Source organism: uncultured Spongiibacter sp., assembly GCF_964011655.1.
GTDB classification, from domain to species: domain Bacteria; phylum Pseudomonadota; class Gammaproteobacteria; order Pseudomonadales; family Spongiibacteraceae; genus Spongiibacter; species Spongiibacter marinus.
Genome location: NZ_CAXGPO010000012.1, coordinates 36149 through 50831, shown reverse-complemented (window position 1 = coordinate 50831; position 14683 = coordinate 36149). Strand labels below are relative to the sequence as shown.

The window sequence follows — 14683 nt, the reverse complement described above, 5'->3', positions numbered from 1 at the left end:
AATGGACATTAAGGCGGCACTGGCGAGAGTGGTTAAACAGCTTGATTTGACCACAGAAGAGATGGCCGACGTGATGCGCGCCGTGATGACCGGGCAGTGCAGCGATGCGCAGATTGGCGCCTTCCTGATGGGCCTGCGAATGAAAAGCGAAAGCCTCGACGAAATAGAAGGTGCTGCGCGGGTGATGCGAGAGCTGGCGACGCCAGTCGATATCGAGGGAGTCGAGCACGCGGTCGATATTGTTGGCACCGGCGGTGACGGCGCCAACTTGTTCAACGTGTCGTCAGCCAGTAGTTTTGTGGTAGCTGCTGCCGGGGCGCATGTGGCTAAGCACGGTAACCGCTCTGTGTCGTCAAACAGTGGCAGTGCCGACCTGCTGGAGAAAGCGGGTATTGTGCTTGATCTGACACCCGAACAGGTCGCGCGCTGCATACGCGAGGTGGGTGTCGGCTTTATGTTTGCCGTAAACCACCACAGTGCGATGCGACACGCCATTGGCCCGCGCAAGGAACTGGCCCAGCGCACGATTTTTAATATTCTTGGCCCACTGACCAACCCGGCAGGGGTTAAGCGCCTGCTGCTGGGTGTGTTTAGTGCCGACTTGTGTCGCCCGCTAGCCGAGGTGATGGGGCGCTTGGGTGCTGAGCACGTAATGGTGGTGCACTCAGGCGACGGCTTGGATGAGATCAGTTTGGCAACATCAACGCAGGTGGCGGAGCTGAAAAACGGTGAGATTCGCGAATACCGTCTACAGCCGGAAGATGCGGGTATTGAAAGCCAGAGCTTGATTGGTCTTGATGTGGACGACAGTGAAGCGTCGTTGGCATTGATCCGCAATGCGCTGGGCAAGCGGGATTCTGCCGCTGCAGAAAAAGCCGCGGATATGATCGCGCTAAATGCGGGGGCGGCGCTGTATGTCGCCGGTGTTACCGGCGATTTGAAGGCGGGGGTGGCCCTCGCTGAAGATGTGATTCACGGCGGTCGTGCGCTGGAAAAAATGCAAGAGCTAGCGGCCTTCACACAGGGTATGACGCAATGACAACACCAACGGTTTTGAACCGTATCATTGATCGAAAATTTGAAGAAGTGGCCGAGCGCAGTGCGCGGCGCCCCATCGCCCAGCTGCAAGCGGAGATAGCCAGTGCATCGCAGCCACGAGGTTTTGTTGCCGCCATGGAGGCTAAGTTAGCGGCGGGTCAATCGGCGGTTATCGCAGAGATCAAAAAAGCGTCGCCCTCCAAAGGCGTAATCCGCGAAGACTTCCATCCCGCGGAGATTGCTCGAAGCTATGAACAAGGCGGCGCTGCCTGTTTGTCGGTGCTGACCGATGCCGATTTTTTTCAAGGTAGCGAGGCATATTTACAGCAGGCGCGTGAGGCTTGTTCGCTGCCGGTGATCCGTAAGGATTTTATTGTCGACCCTTATCAGGTTTACGAAGCGCGGGCGATTGCAGCTGATTGTATTTTGTTAATAGCAGCCGCATTGGACGATGCGCAGCTAGCGCAGCTCAATGCCCTGGCCCACGAGTTGGGAATGGATGTGTTGATCGAGGTACACAACGCTGAGGAGCTTCAGCGTATTTTGCCGCTCGGCAATCGCTTGGTCGGCATCAATAACCGCAACCTACACAATTTTGAGACCAGCTTGGACAATACCTTCTCGCTGCTGGCACAAATTGACGAAAACCGTATTGTGGTTACCGAGAGCGGTATTCACAGCGCTGACGACGTTGCGGCAATGCGCCAGCACAACGTCGATGCCTTTCTCGTTGGCGAGGCCTTTATGCGCGCGGCAGAGCCCGGGGAAAAGTTAGCAGAGCTGTTTGCTAAATAGGGTGCTACGGGTCGGGGTGCTGGCAGCCGCTGCTCAGCGGGTGCCGTACACCACCATCGTTTTGCCTTTTACGTGGACCAGGCCCTGTTCTTCCAGGGTTTTGAGTACGCGACCAACCATCTCGCGGGAGCAGCCAACAATCCTGCCGATTTCCTGACGGGTAATTTTGATCTGCATACCATCCGGGTGGGTCATAGCGTCTGGCTGTTTGCATAGGTCGAGAAGTGTTCGCGCGACGCGGCCAGTAACATCTAAAAAGGCCAGGTCGCCAACTTTGCGCGTGGTGAGGCGTAAGCGTTTTGCCATTTGCTTGCCGAGGGCCAGCAGGATATCCGGGTATTGGTCCTGGAGTTCGCGAAACTTGCTGTAGCTAATCTCGGCAATCTCACAGTCGGTTCGGCTTTTTACCCAGGCGCTACGAGTCGGCGGGATGTCTTCGTCGAATACGCCCATTTCACCAAAGAAGTCGCCCTTGTTTAAGTAGGCGACAATCATTTCACGGCCGTCGTCGTCTTCGATAATCACCGTCACCGAGCCGTCGATAATATAGTAGAGCGCGTCGCTGTCGTCTCCAGCGTAGATCAGCGTGCTCTTGCTAGGGTGTCGGCGCCGATGGCAGTGCGCGAGAAAGTCGTCGAGATTTGGGATGTCGGGTTTCGGTGCCTGGAACACGGGCCACTCTCTTTTTTAGTTTGGTTATGGGCAAAGCGCTGTTTCATTCGTGTGTATTAGTATGCCGCGCTTTGCCGTCAATGGCGAGCCTGGATGCAGGTGCTGTGATAAGCTTAGCGGATTGACAAATTCTATCGGGGTAATGATGAAAGCAACGGTAAAGTGGGTTGACGGTGCAATGTTTTTAGGTGAATCCGGAAGCGGCCACAGCGTGGTTATGGATGGTCCGGAAGACCACGGCGGCCGTAATATGGGCGTTCGGCCTATGGAAATGTTGCTGTTGGGCATGGGTGGCTGCGCCTCATTCGATGTGATGAGTATGCTGAAGAAGTCACGCCAGCAGGTGAAAGATTGCCGGTGCGAGCTGGTGGCTGAACGTGTTGATGCGGTCCCCGCCGTCTTTGAAACAATACGCCTTCACTTTGTTGTTACCGGCACTGCCTTGAAGGAGAGCCACGTGAAGCGCGCGGTTGAGCTGTCGGCTGAAAAATACTGTTCGGCGTCCATTATGATGGAAAAGGCCGGCGTGGTGATCGAGCATAGTCACGAGATTATTGAAGCGGAGTAGGATATATGCAGCGCCCCAATCCCCATGCGGGCATGCGCCACTTGGCGTTATTTGTAGAAAAGCTGGAAGAGACCGTACAGTTTTATACTGACCTGCTGGGTATGGCGGTCGAGTGGCAGCCCGACGAGGATAATTACTACCTTTGCTCGGGTTGCGACAACCTGGCTATTCACCGTTATCACGGTGCTGAGCGGCCGGCCGCGGGCCAGCGCTTAGACCACTTGGGTTTTATCGTTAGGGAAGCCGACGATGTCGATGCCTGGCACGAGTTCCTTGTTGCGAATGGCGTTAGCATTAAAGCCGCACCAAGAACCCACCGCGATGGTGCGCGTAGCTTCTATTGCCTCGATCCCGATGGCAATCTTGTACAAATCATTCACCACCCACCTATCGCCAGCGCTGTCTAGTCGCTGGCTGGCACGCCTTTACACGTAGTAGGTTGTTCGGGTCATGACTTTTGAGAGAAGGGTCATGGCCTTCTTGACTGGCTTTGGAAAAACGGCGCCGCCGGCTTCTATCGCTGCGGTGGAGTGGGCCGCTTCGTCCTCCAGCATTTGTTCCAAAATGGCTCGCGATTTTTCATCGTCGTTGGGCAGGGAGTCCAGGTGGCTGCGCAGGTGCTCGCATACCTGATCCTCGGTGGCAGCAACAAACCCCAGGCTGATTTTGTCGCTGATCGCCCCCGCTGTCGCGCCGATGGCAAAGGAGCCGGCATAGAACAGGGGGTTGAGCAGGCTGGTGTGGCTACCCAGCTCCTTTAGGCGTTGCTCACACCACACCAGATGATCAATTTCCTCGTCGGCGGCGTGGCTCATGGCTTGTTTAATATCGGGGCGCTTGGCCGTCAGCGCCTGCCCCTGGTACAAGGCCTGGGCGCACACTTCGCCGGTGTGGTTGATGCGCATGAGGCCCGCTGTGTGCCGGGCGTCCTGATGCTGGCTGTCGCGGCGGCCGCTGGCGGGGTTTTCGCGTTGCGGTGTGGCACTGCCGCGAACCAGGGTTTTTAGGCTGCGGTCTGCGCCAATCAGCAGTCGATCCAAGGCGGAAAAGCTTCTGGTCATCGTATCCTCCAATCTCGCCTTATTGTACGGCAAACTCAGTCTTTCTGATGCTGGTAGCCCGTCCAGCGCTGTATCGACTCGGCCAGCTCCCACAGGCGGATCGGTTTCACCAAGTGAAGATCCATGCCGGCGTTGAGGTAGCTGTCGCGCTGCTCGTCCAGGGCGTTTGCCGTCAGCCCGAAAATCGGTGTGCGCTCGCGCTCCTCTTCCTGTTCAAATTGCCGAATTTGGCGCGCCGCTTCAATGCCGTCCATCACCGGCATTTCCACATCGAGTATAACTAAGTCGTAGTGGTCGCGAATAAAAAAGTTCAGGGCTTGCTGGCCGTTTTCCGCATGTTGAACAGTGATTCCCAGGCTTTTGAGCATGCGCGACAGCACCAGCGCGTTACTGGGGTTGTCCTCGGCGATCAGGCAGCGCAGAGAATGATAATTCAAGGCGTCGCTGCTGTATTGATCTATGTCGTGACCGCGCTCGGCAACACGCGATTCGCCCAGTAGTGCGCTGCGCAGGGCAATATTGCCCAGCGGTTTACTCAGTACCCGTTGCACCCCTGCCGCTTGCAGCTCTTCCCGGCGATACGAAATATTCGCATGGGCAAGTAGCAGCACGCTGGGTTGATGGTCGGCGTTGGCGAATTCTTCTTTTACCCGGCGTGCCAGCAGCAGGCCGTTATCGCTTTGTCGGTGGTCGATCAATACAAAATCGACGGGGGCATTGATCAGGCGTTGGTTGCGCATGATGGCCAGCGCGGCCTGCTCATTGGTGGCGGAGAAGACACCCATCCCCCAGGGCGAGCACTGTTTATTGACCACCTCGCAAAAGGTGCGGTTGCTGTCCACCACCAGAAGGCGTTTATTGTTCAGCAAGTCTGTTGCTTCGGGGCTTGGCAGCTTATTGCTGATCACTCCCAGTTGCAGTGTCATACACAGGGTGTGTACGTCGCGACTGGCGCTGCTACGCAAGCTAATTTGCCCGCCCATGAGGCTGACGAGACGAGCGATAATGGCAAATCGCGTGCTCATTGCGCTGTCTTTTTTATCAACCTTGGGGCGTTGAAGCGCCTGCCGTTCATCGCCGGTGAAATTGCTGCCACGGTGGGACACTTCCACCTGAAGGTGGCCGGGGCGAGGGGAGGCCGGGCTAATTTTTAACAGGATAAAGCCGCCTTCGGCGTGTTCGAAGGCGCTGTTTAGGCTGTGAATAAGCAATTGGCGAAGTCGCGACAGGTCCCCAAGCAACTGCATTGGCAGGGTATTTGATAAATCGCTGATCAACTCCAGGTCGCGTTCTGCAGCCATGTTTCGGAAACTGGACAGGGCGTCGCTGACCAATTCAGGCAGTGCGATGAGCTGGCTGTTGAGGTCGATATCGCTGTCGCTAAATCGCGCGGCTTGCCCCGCTTCTTCGAGCAGCTGCAGTAACTCATGGCTGGAGCGTTGCAGGCTGCGCAAATAGTCTTCCTGGCTGGCGGTCAGTTGGGTCTCTTGAAGCAGCTCTGTCACGCCCAGCATTGCGCTGATCGGGGTGCGGATATCGTGAGTGATGCGCGCCAGCACTTCGCTTTTCGCGCGGTTTACCTCATCGACCACGGCGATGCGCTGAGCATCCTCGTGCTGCATACGCCAGCGCTTGCGGCTGCGGGTAATCAGCAGTGTGGCGTGAGCGAGAGCAACGATCACAGCGGCCAGCGAGAGTAAGGCATTCATGTCGTAGATATCGAGAACGCCAAGCAAGTAGCTGAGCTGGGCCAACAGATAAATGACCAGGGTGAGGCTTTTACCAAGCAAGTAAAACAACAGCAGCCGGCTGTAGCTGACAAAGTAGCCATTCAAGCCGGCAAACAGCGTAGATGCGGCGGTGAGTGGCACCAAAATGCTCAACAGAATGCCGCTGTAATGGGCGTCGGTGATAATGCTAAAGGGCAGCGCTGCGACGAGCAGGAAAAGGATTCCGCGCAAGATGTTTGGCCAATGGCCTGGGCGCTGCTTGGGGTACACGGGGAAGCCTAGCGCAAAGATCACTTCGGTCAGCAAGATGCCGATCGCTGAAATGATCATAATTGGGCTGTCCCAGGGGGGCAGCATACCTCGGGGTTGGCCAAGGTAGCCCCAGGCCATCAGCTGTGAGCCCATCACCAAGACGCCAAATATGCACAAATTGGCAAATAGCGGTTCCCGGTATATCAGGAAGGCAACCAGACAGTAGATGCTGACGGTACTGAGTACGCCAAGCAGAAAGAAATTTCCAATATCGCGTTGGCTGCTTTCTGAAATAAACGCGATATCGCTAAAGAGTTTGGCAGACACTCGGATATCAGCGTGCTTGTCGATGCGCACATAAATATTGGTAGCGCTGCCGGCGGGCAGGTTTAAGCGGTAGATTCGCTGGGGTCGCAGCATATCTTGCGGAGGGAAAACCGTGGCCCGCTCTTCGGCGGGCGTGCCGCTGCGATGGGCGTAGACGGTTACCTCGCCCAAATGCGCCGGGCGCAATTCCAGTATGCGGCGCAGGGTTTCGTTGTGGGTGTTGCGAAAGCGAAACAGCAGCCAGTAGGTTTGGGTGCTGCCATCGAGCATTAAATCGCCATTTTCAAGTGGCCGAAAGCTGCGCTGAAAGGTTGGCTGAAGCAGGTCGTCGATGGACAACTGACCGCTGCGATCCTCGTATATTTCGCCGGATTGACTGATGTCGACCCGCGCCACCGCCGGATCCAGGATGACGGCGGCGTGGCCGATGTGGCTTGTGGCAAGAAACAGTAGCAGGCTGCTGAGCAGCAGCCTCAAATCAAGGCGTATCGCGATGGGCATCCTGCACATAATCAAGTGACCGCTATTCCCGAGCGATGGCGCGATAGGCGATATCACTGCGGAAGAAAACACCTTGCCAATCGATTTGTTTGGCGACGTCGTAGGCCAGTGCCTGGGCTTCGCTTACGCTATTGCCCATGGCGGTAGCGCACAGTACTCGCCCGCCGTTGGTTGTCAGCTTGTCGCCGTCTAATTGCGTGCCGGCGTGGAAGACCTTGGTGCTGGCGGTTTCTGCGGGGATACCGGTAATTTCATCGCCCTTGTTGTAGCTGCCGGGGTAGCCGCCGGCGGCGAGTACAACACCAACCGCAGGGCGTGGGTCCCATTGCGCCTCAGCGTTGGCCAGCGTGCCAGCAAGCGCCGCCTGACACAGAGCGACTAGGTCAGACTGCAAGCGCAGCATAATGGGTTGTGTTTCCGGGTCGCCAAAGCGGCAGTTGTATTCAATAACTTTTGGTTCACCCTCGGGGCTGATCATCAAGCCGGCATACAGAAAGCCCGTGTAGCGGTTGCCTTCTTCTGCCATGCCGCGAACGGTTGGCATAATAACCTGTTCCATAATGCGCTGATGAACGTCTGGCGTTACCACTGGCGCGGGTGAGTAAGCGCCCATGCCACCGGTGTTGGGGCCGGTGTCGCCATCGCCAACACGCTTGTGATCCTGGCTGGTTGCCATCGGCAAAACGTCTTCACCGTCGACCATCACGATGAAGCTGGCTTCTTCGCCGACTAAGAACTCTTCAATCACTACGCGGCAGCCGGCGTCGCCGAATGCATTGCCGGACAGCATGTCGCGCACGGCGTCTTCAGCTTGTTCCAGTGTCTCTGCAACAATAACGCCTTTGCCCGCTGCCAGGCCGTCGGCCTTGACGACAATCGGTGCGCCCTGTTCGCGAAGGTAGGCAAGCGCTGGCTCAAGTTCGGTGAAGTTGCCATAGGCCGCAGTAGGGATGTTGTGCCGGGCAAGGAAGTCTTTGGTAAAGGCTTTGGAGCCTTCCAGTTGTGCCGCGCCCTGGCTGGGGCCAAAGCAGGGCAGGCCGCGTTTGGTGAAGAAATCCACCACGCCGTCTACCAGTGGCGCTTCGGGGCCGACGATGGTCAGCGCGATATCGTTGCTCTCGGCAAAGTTTGCCAGTGCCTCGAAATCGCCTACGCCTATCTCGACATTTTCTATGCCCATGTCCAGCGCAGTGCCGGCGTTGCCTGGTGCGACATAAACGGTTTCAACATTGGCAGACTGGGCCGCCTTCCAAGCCAGAGCGTGCTCACGGCCACCGGAGCCAATAATCAATACGTTCATTTCAACTGCGTCCTATTTCTACGGCCATCACGGCTGCGTGATTTAGCTAAACGGCCTTGACTCATGTTTGTTTCAAGGCCGAAGAAATTATCTTTTTTCTATCGATTCGGTGCTGGCGTCGCCGGCAGATAGCTGCCGGCGAGGTTTCGGCGGTTAGTGGCGGAAATGGCGCATGCCAGTGAATACCATTGCCATGTTGTGCTCGTCGGCGGCGGCAATGACTTCTTCGTCACGAATTGAACCGCCTGGCTGAATGATGCAGCTAATGCCAACTTTCGCCGCATTGTCGATGCCATCGCGGAAGGGGAAGAAGGCGTCGGATGCCATCACGGCTCCCTCAACTTGCAGGCCCGCGTGCTCGGCCTTAATAGCGGCGATGCGCGCGGAGTTCACGCGGCTCATCTGCCCGGCGCCGACACCGATCGTCTGGCGATTTTTGGCGTAGACAATCGCGTTCGACTTAACGAATTTGGCGACTTTCCAGGCGAAGATCAAATCGTTGATCTCGTCTTCACTGGGCTGGCGCTTGCTCACTACTTTCAGCTCACCGGCAGTAATCATGCCGAGGTCGCGGTCTTGCACCAGCAGGCCGCCGTTGACGCGTTTATAGTCAAAGGCAGCTTGTGGGCTATCCCACTCTCCGCAGCTCAGCAGGCGCACGTTTTTCTTGGCGGCTACAACGGCGCGCGCATCTTCGCTGACGCTTGGGGCGATAATCACTTCCACAAACTGGCGGTCGCAAATGGCTTGCGCCGTTGCGGCATCGAGCTCGCGGTTGAAGGCGATAATACCGCCAAAGGCCGATTCAGGGTCGGTGGCGAAGGCCAGGTCATAGGCTTCGCCGATCCCGTTGAGCGACACCGAGACACCACAGGGATTGGCGTGTTTAACAATCACGCAGGCGGGCTTGGTAAAGCTCTTCACACACTCAAGTGCGGCATCGGTGTCGGCAATATTGTTGTATGACAGCTCCTTGCCCTGCAGCTGCGTTGCGGTGGCAATGCAGGCTTCGCTGGGGTGGCGCTCAACATAAAACGCTGAGTCTTGATGGGGGTTTTCGCCGTAGCGCATTTCCTGGGCTTTAACGAATTGGCTGTTAAAGGTGCGAGGGAATTTGTCGCTGCCGCCGGGAACGAGTCTGCCGAAGTAATTGGCGATGGCGCCGTCGTACGATGCCGTGTGCTCGTAGGCTTTGATGGCGAGGTCGAAACGGGTGCTGTGCAGGGTTGCACCGTCGTTGGCACGCATTTCCTCGATAATGGCGTCGTAGTCGCCGGCGTTTACCACAATGGCAACGTCGCGGTGGTTCTTGGCCGCTGCGCGAACCATGGTCGGGCCGCCGATATCGATATTCTCGATCGCATCTTCCAGGCTGCAATCTGGCTTGGCAACGGTGGCCTCAAAGGGGTAGAGGTTAACAACTACCATATCGATAGCGTCAATGCCGTGCTCGCTCATGACAGCATCATCGGTGCCGCGGCGGCCGAGAATACCGCCGTGAACTTTCGGATGGAGGGTTTTCACCCGGCCATCCATCATTTCAGGAAAGCCCGTGTAGTCCGCAACTTCCGTCACGCTAATGCCGTTGTCTTGCAGTAGGCGGTAGGTGCCTCCGGTGGACAGGAGTTCTACCCCCATCTCGGTAAGCTGGCGGCCAAAATCGACGATGCCAGATTTGTCGGATACGCTGATTAGCGCGCGTTTAACGGGGCGTGAAGTCGTCTCGGTAGTCATCCGGGCGGTGTTCCTCTGGGTGCGATGGCGGGTTTATAGCAGGTCGTATTGTTTCAATTTTTTGCGCAGCGTCCCGCGGTTGAGACCGAGCATTTGCGAAGCGCGGGTTTGATTATTGCGGGTGTACTTCATCACCTCTTCGAGCAGTGGCGCTTCAATCTCAGACAACACCATGTTGTAGACGTCGCTGACATCCTGGCCGTCGAGGTTTGAGAAGTAATTGTTCAGGGCGATAGCGACACTGTCGCGCAGAGTTTTGGCTTGCGAAATATCATCGGCCGGAGCGGTGCTGACTGGGCTGCTCTCGGCAGCGCTTAATGGGCTGAGGTTCATGCTGCTGCATCCTGTAATTTGTCGCTGTGCTGTTCAAAAAAGCTCTGTACAGCATCTAGTTGTGCACTCGCGTCTTCCAAGCGGTTGAAGTGGCGCCTGAAATCCACGTTATTAAAGTCCTGCAAATACCACGCGCAGTGTTTGCGTGCGATGCGCAGGCCCTGATGTTCACCGTAAAAGTGATGTAATGCTTTGATATGCGAGAGCATGACCTCGCGCATTTCTGCAGTTTGAACGGGGGTGTATTCGCCCCCTTCCAATGCTGCATTGATCTCCCGGAACAGCCAGGGTTTACCCTGAACGGCGCGCCCCAGCATGACACCGTCGGCGCCGGTGTGCTGCAGGACCGCGAGTGCCTTTTCAGGGCTGTCGATATCGCCATTGGCCAGTACCGGCATTGATACGGCCTGCTTGATCGCCGCTATCGTGTCGTACTCGGCACTGCCATTGAAGCGGCAGGCGCGCGTGCGGCCGTGTACGGCCAGTGCAGCAATGCCGCAGTCTTCTGCCAGGCGGGCTATATCAACGCCGTTGCGTTGCTCGGGTGACCAGCCAGTGCGAATCTTCAACGTTACCGGCACCGAGACGGCGGCGGTGACCTGGCGAAGAATCGCCTCGACAAGTTCGGGTTCACGTAGCAGGGCGGACCCCGCCGCGCGTTTGCAAACTTTCTTTGCCGGGCAACCCATATTGATATCGATAATATGGGCGCCATCGTCTGCACAGCGACGTGCGGCGTCGGCCATCATGGCCGGCTCGGCGCCGGCAATTTGTACCGAGCGCAGAGCATCGTCGTCCTTAGCGAGGCGCAGGTGGCTTTTGCGTGTGTGCCACAAGTCGCTATTGCTAATCAGCATTTCCGATACGGTCAAGCCGGCGCCAAACTGCAGACACAGTTGCCGGAAGGGGAGGTCGGTAATGCCCGCCATCGGCGCCAAAACAGCGCGAGCGGGGAGCTTGTGAGGACCAATCCGGATCATCGCCATGCCCCGTTAAAGGAGAGACCGTGGGAAAACAGGGCAGCTATTCTACTCGCTAGATTTTGCTTTCGGTAGTCTTGCGCTCAGAAAATAACCAGTGTAACGACCCCGCTAAGGTCGACTGAAAAGGCGGAGTTCGTAGTTGACCGCATCGGCCGCCGGGGCGGCGATTTCCAAGGCGATATGCACGGGCTGGCCGCTATCGAGCTGGGACAGGGCGTTTAGCTCACCGGCCAGGTACTCGCTTGGATAGAACAGGCGGCTGGCTAACTCAATACCGTGAATATTACTGAAACGCAGTTGTAGCAGGGGGAAGTCGCGCGCGCTATCCGCCTTGTTGAGCAAAATGGCATCTACCTTGAGGGCATCGGCAACGTCGGGATGGGGACGAACTAGGAGCTTTTGGCTAATAATGTCGCTACTTGGTTGTGGCCCCGGTGGAGTTTGATTCGGCAGGCAGGTCAGCGACAGCTGCGCGCACTGGGATAACGCAAACGCTTTAATCTCTGGCGGCAGGTTTGGGTGGCTGAGTATGTCGCTCCTCTGCCAGTACGCCCACTGAGTCAGTAGGGCTATCAGCGCCAGGCTATTTACCAGTAGCCAGGGCCAGCGACGTCGCGCTCGCGGTTGATGAAATTCAAAGCCGTGGTCGTTGGTGGACAAGCCTTCTAGCAGCTCGGGGCCGAGCTTTTTATCGCTACCAGCGGCGCCGGTTTCGTCCGAATCGTTTGAGTCCGGTTCCGGTGAATCCTGTGCGGGTGTCGTGTTGGCCGTCGGCGCCACTAGCGCGTCAAAGGCCTCGCGCTGAGCGGGGGTGAGCTGCTCGGTGGCATTGAACACGTGTTGGCAGACACCGCAGCGAAGCAGGCCATCGGCGATGGCAAGGTCGGAAAATTGACAGCGAAAGCGGGTGTCGCAAGCTGGGCAACACACGCTGTCGAGCAAGTTGTCGTTTGCGTTATGGGCGTCTGGCATGTCGGTTGTGCCGGGGCTGGGCAGTCCTCACTGCAATTCGTGGAGCAGAGTATAGGGGCTGTCTTCAGTCGATGCTACTTGGCCGACTCGCTGTTGCGCTGGCCACTGATACGGAGCCATTCTTCCCGCTGCTCGCTAGCCAGGCCGACAAACCAACGCTGGTAGCACTGCTTAATCGTATCGCCTTGGCTGTCCAGTATGCCCGACAGGCAAATAGGCGCGCCAGGATCCAGGCAGGCGGCGAGGGTCGGCGCCAACTCCATCAGCGGTCCGGCTAAAATGTTGGCGAGCAACACGTCGCCGTGAAGGCCAGGTGGAACCTCCTCGGGGAGGTAACAAGCCAGCTTGTCGCTGTCGATATTATTGCGCTTGGCATTTTCGCTGGTGGCCTGCAGCGCTTGTGGATCGGTGTCGACGGCAATCAGTTTCTCTGCGCCCAGTAGCAAGGCCGCAATCCCGAGAATACCCGAGCCACAGCCGTAGTCGATGACGGTCTTGCCGGTCAGCGGCTGGCTGTCCAGCCAGTTTAGGCACAGCCAGGTCGTCGGGTGGGTGCCGGTTCCGAAAGCCAGGCCGGGGTCCAGCAGCAGATTTACTGCTGTTGGGTCAACGGGCTCGCGCCAACTAGGGCAAATCCAAAGCTGCTTGCCGCACTGCAGTGGTTGGTAGCTGTCCATCCACTCGCGAATCCAGTCTCGGTCTTCAAGAATCTCGATGCGATGCTTGGGTAGCTCGCCCACCAGAGCGTTCAATTGAGCGAGGACCGTGACCATGTCTGTGTCGGCCTGGAACATGCCGGTGACGCGGGTGTGCTGCCAGATTGGGGTGTGACCGATGGGGGGCTCAAAAAGCGGTTGATCGGCATTGTCTTCAAGGGTCACCGATGCGGCGCCGCAGTCCAGTAGGGCATCCTCGAGGGCAGAGGCGGAGTCGGGGTTGGCGTCGAGGCGAATCTGTAGCCAGCTCATGTCAGGTCTCGGTAGCAAAAAATAAAAAAGGGGCCTGTTGGCCCCTTATCGGTGTCAATGAAAACCGGAGTAAATCAGATTTTCAGTTTCTTTTCGAGATAGTGAATGCTGACGCCGCCCTTGGCAAAGGCATTGTCGCGCACCAAATCGCGGTGCAGTTCGGTGTTGGTGCGAATGCCGTCTACGACCAGCTCGTCCAGCGCGGTGCGCATGCGGCTTAACGCCGACTCGCGGTCATCGCCCCAGGTGATGATCTTGGCGATCATCGAATCGTAGTGGGGAGGCACGGTATAGCCGCTGTAGAGGTGGGAGTCGACGCGCACACCAAGGCCGCCGGGTGCGTGGAAGTGCTTGATGTTACCCGGGCAGGGCATAAAGGTTTTTGGATCTTCGGCGTTGATTCGGCACTCGAAAGCGTGGCCGCTAACCACGATGTCTTCCTGACGAAGGCTCAGGGGCTCACCGCCGGCGATCTTGAGTTGCTCTTTGATCAGATCGACGCCGGTGACCATTTCGCTAACCGGGTGCTCAACCTGAATACGGGTGTTCATTTCAATGAAGAAGAACTGGCCGTCTTCGTAGAGAAACTCAAAGGTGCCTGCGCCGCGATAGTTGAGGGTTTTGCAGGCTTCAACACAAGACATTGCCACTTCGTTGCGCACGTCATCGGGAATACCCGGGGCGGGAGCTTCTTCCAGCACCTTTTGGTGGCGGCGCTGCAAAGAGCAGTCGCGATCCCCGAGGTGAATGGCATTGCCCTGGCCATCGGCGAGTACCTGAATCTCCACGTGCCGCGGATTCTCCAGGAATTTCTCGATGTATACGGTGTCGTCACCAAAGGCCGCCTTGGCTTCCGACTGAGTAACATATACCGCGTTAAGCAGAGCGGCTTCACTGTGCACCACTCGCATGCCGCGTCCACCACCACCGGCAGCCGCTTTGATAATTACCGGGTAGCCAATTTTGCGGGCGATGCTCAGGGTGCGGTCATTGTCCTGCGTAATGGGGCCGTCGGAGCCCGGCACCGTGGGCACGCCGGCTTTTTTCATGGCCTGAATGGCCGACACTTTGTCGCCCATCATGCGAATGACGTCGGCAGTCGGGCCGATAAAGGTAAAGCCGCTGTTCTCAACCTGTTCGGCAAAGTCGGCATTTTCAGCAAGGAAGCCGTAGCCGGGGTGAATGGCGACGGCGTCGGTGATTTCTGCTGCGCTGATAATGGCAGGAATATTCAAGTAGCTGGCGGGTGAGGGGGCTGGTCCAATGCAAACCGACTCGTCGGCGAGGCGAACGTGCATCAGGTCGCGGTCGGCGATGGAGTGCACGGCCACGGTTTTTATTCCCAGCTCCTTGCAGGCGCGCAAAATGCGCAGCGCGATTTCGCCACGGTTGGCGATAACGACTTTTTTAAGCATGTGCTGTCCTCTGTGCAGTGATCGTGTGTGCGTG

At 57.3% G+C, this 14683-nt stretch carries 14 protein-coding genes; 4 read left to right on the top strand and 10 right to left on the bottom strand.

Annotated elements, in window-relative coordinates; translation table 11 throughout:
* Position 1 precedes the first annotated feature (1 nt).
* Positions 2-1039, top strand: coding sequence for an anthranilate phosphoribosyltransferase (gene trpD / locus ABNS66_RS07960; RefSeq protein WP_286837942.1), 1038 nt, complete (start codon positions 2-4; stop codon positions 1037-1039).
* Positions 1036-1833, top strand: coding sequence for an indole-3-glycerol phosphate synthase TrpC (gene trpC, locus ABNS66_RS07955; protein ID WP_286837905.1), 798 nt, complete (start codon positions 1036-1038; stop codon positions 1831-1833). The genes trpD and trpC overlap by 4 nt, the downstream gene beginning before the upstream one ends.
* Positions 1834-1866: 33 nt before the next feature.
* Here trpC and crp read toward each other — a convergent pair whose 3' ends face one another.
* Entirely contained in the window at positions 1867-2505 is a 639-nt protein-coding gene (crp, locus tag ABNS66_RS07950; RefSeq protein ID WP_027874271.1) for a cAMP-activated global transcriptional regulator CRP, read from the bottom strand.
* A gap of 145 nt (positions 2506-2650) precedes the next feature.
* Between crp and ABNS66_RS07945 the strand changes: the two genes are divergently transcribed.
* Together ABNS66_RS07945 and ABNS66_RS07940 are read left to right on the top strand one after the other, a co-directional pair.
* Positions 2651-3073, top strand: a complete 423-nt coding sequence (locus ABNS66_RS07945; RefSeq protein WP_204996815.1) for an OsmC family protein — start codon at positions 2651-2653, stop codon at positions 3071-3073.
* Between the two features lie 5 nt (positions 3074-3078).
* Entirely contained in the window at positions 3079-3480 is a 402-nt protein-coding gene (locus ABNS66_RS07940; RefSeq protein ID WP_239547814.1) for a VOC family protein, read from the top strand.
* A gap of 18 nt (positions 3481-3498) precedes the next feature.
* Here ABNS66_RS07940 and coq7 read toward each other — a convergent pair whose 3' ends face one another.
* The 9 genes from coq7 to accC form a co-directional block, all read right to left on the bottom strand.
* Positions 3499-4134: a 2-polyprenyl-3-methyl-6-methoxy-1,4-benzoquinone monooxygenase gene (gene coq7, locus ABNS66_RS07935; RefSeq protein WP_204996689.1), complete on the bottom strand. Its 636-nt coding sequence runs from the start codon at positions 4132-4134 to the stop codon at positions 3499-3501.
* 35 nt (positions 4135-4169) lie between these two features.
* On the bottom strand, positions 4170-6944 hold the full coding sequence (locus ABNS66_RS07930; RefSeq protein ID WP_286837902.1) for a hybrid sensor histidine kinase/response regulator: 2775 nt from the start codon (positions 6942-6944) through the stop codon (positions 4170-4172).
* A 22-nt stretch (positions 6945-6966) separates the two neighbouring features.
* Entirely contained in the window at positions 6967-8244 is a 1278-nt protein-coding gene (gene purD / locus ABNS66_RS07925; protein ID WP_286837900.1) for a phosphoribosylamine--glycine ligase, read from the bottom strand.
* 153 nt (positions 8245-8397) lie between these two features.
* Positions 8398-9978, bottom strand: a complete 1581-nt coding sequence (purH, locus tag ABNS66_RS07920; protein ID WP_204996692.1) for a bifunctional phosphoribosylaminoimidazolecarboxamide formyltransferase/IMP cyclohydrolase — start codon at positions 9976-9978, stop codon at positions 8398-8400.
* A 33-nt stretch (positions 9979-10011) separates the two neighbouring features.
* Positions 10012-10311: a DNA-binding transcriptional regulator Fis gene (gene fis / locus ABNS66_RS07915; protein WP_027874278.1), complete on the bottom strand. Its 300-nt coding sequence runs from the start codon at positions 10309-10311 to the stop codon at positions 10012-10014.
* Positions 10308-11297, bottom strand: a complete 990-nt coding sequence (gene dusB, locus ABNS66_RS07910; RefSeq protein ID WP_338061852.1) for a tRNA dihydrouridine synthase DusB — start codon at positions 11295-11297, stop codon at positions 10308-10310. The genes fis and dusB overlap by 4 nt, the downstream gene beginning before the upstream one ends.
* Before the next feature lie 105 nt (positions 11298-11402).
* Positions 11403-12266, bottom strand: a complete 864-nt coding sequence (locus ABNS66_RS07905; protein WP_286837898.1) for a zinc-ribbon and DUF3426 domain-containing protein — start codon at positions 12264-12266, stop codon at positions 11403-11405.
* Positions 12267-12340: 74 nt separating this feature from the next.
* Positions 12341-13234: a 50S ribosomal protein L11 methyltransferase gene (prmA, locus tag ABNS66_RS07900; RefSeq protein WP_286696120.1), complete on the bottom strand. Its 894-nt coding sequence runs from the start codon at positions 13232-13234 to the stop codon at positions 12341-12343.
* Positions 13235-13308: 74 nt separating this feature from the next.
* Positions 13309-14649, bottom strand: a complete 1341-nt coding sequence (gene accC, locus ABNS66_RS07895) for an acetyl-CoA carboxylase biotin carboxylase subunit (RefSeq protein ID WP_027874281.1) — start codon at positions 14647-14649, stop codon at positions 13309-13311.
* Positions 14650-14683: the final 34 nt, after the last annotated feature.

What these genes read in the sequence shown, in the direction of transcription:
- trpD (WP_286837942.1), top strand. Translation starts at nt 2, where the DNA reads ATGGACATTAAGGCGGCACTGGCGAGAGTGGTTAAACAGCTTGATTTG.
- trpC (WP_286837905.1), top strand. Translation starts at nt 1,036, where the DNA reads ATGACAACACCAACGGTTTTGAACCGTATCATTGATCGAAAATTTGAA.
- ABNS66_RS07945 (WP_204996815.1), top strand. Translation starts at nt 2,651, where the DNA reads ATGAAAGCAACGGTAAAGTGGGTTGACGGTGCAATGTTTTTAGGTGAA.
- ABNS66_RS07940 (WP_239547814.1), top strand. Translation starts at nt 3,079, where the DNA reads ATGCAGCGCCCCAATCCCCATGCGGGCATGCGCCACTTGGCGTTATTT.
- coq7 (WP_204996689.1), bottom strand. Translation starts at nt 4,134, where the DNA reads ATGACCAGAAGCTTTTCCGCCTTGGATCGACTGCTGATTGGCGCAGAC.
- ABNS66_RS07930 (WP_286837902.1), bottom strand. Translation starts at nt 6,944, where the DNA reads ATGCCCATCGCGATACGCCTTGATTTGAGGCTGCTGCTCAGCAGCCTG.
- purD (WP_286837900.1), bottom strand. Translation starts at nt 8,244, where the DNA reads ATGAACGTATTGATTATTGGCTCCGGTGGCCGTGAGCACGCTCTGGCT.
- purH (WP_204996692.1), bottom strand. Translation starts at nt 9,978, where the DNA reads ATGACTACCGAGACGACTTCACGCCCCGTTAAACGCGCGCTAATCAGC.
- fis (WP_027874278.1), bottom strand. Translation starts at nt 10,311, where the DNA reads ATGAACCTCAGCCCATTAAGCGCTGCCGAGAGCAGCCCAGTCAGCACC.
- dusB (WP_338061852.1), bottom strand. Translation starts at nt 11,297, where the DNA reads ATGGCGATGATCCGGATTGGTCCTCACAAGCTCCCCGCTCGCGCTGTT.
- ABNS66_RS07905 (WP_286837898.1), bottom strand. Translation starts at nt 12,266, where the DNA reads ATGCCAGACGCCCATAACGCAAACGACAACTTGCTCGACAGCGTGTGT.
- prmA (WP_286696120.1), bottom strand. Translation starts at nt 13,234, where the DNA reads ATGAGCTGGCTACAGATTCGCCTCGACGCCAACCCCGACTCCGCCTCT.
- accC (WP_027874281.1), bottom strand. Translation starts at nt 14,649, where the DNA reads ATGCTTAAAAAAGTCGTTATCGCCAACCGTGGCGAAATCGCGCTGCGC.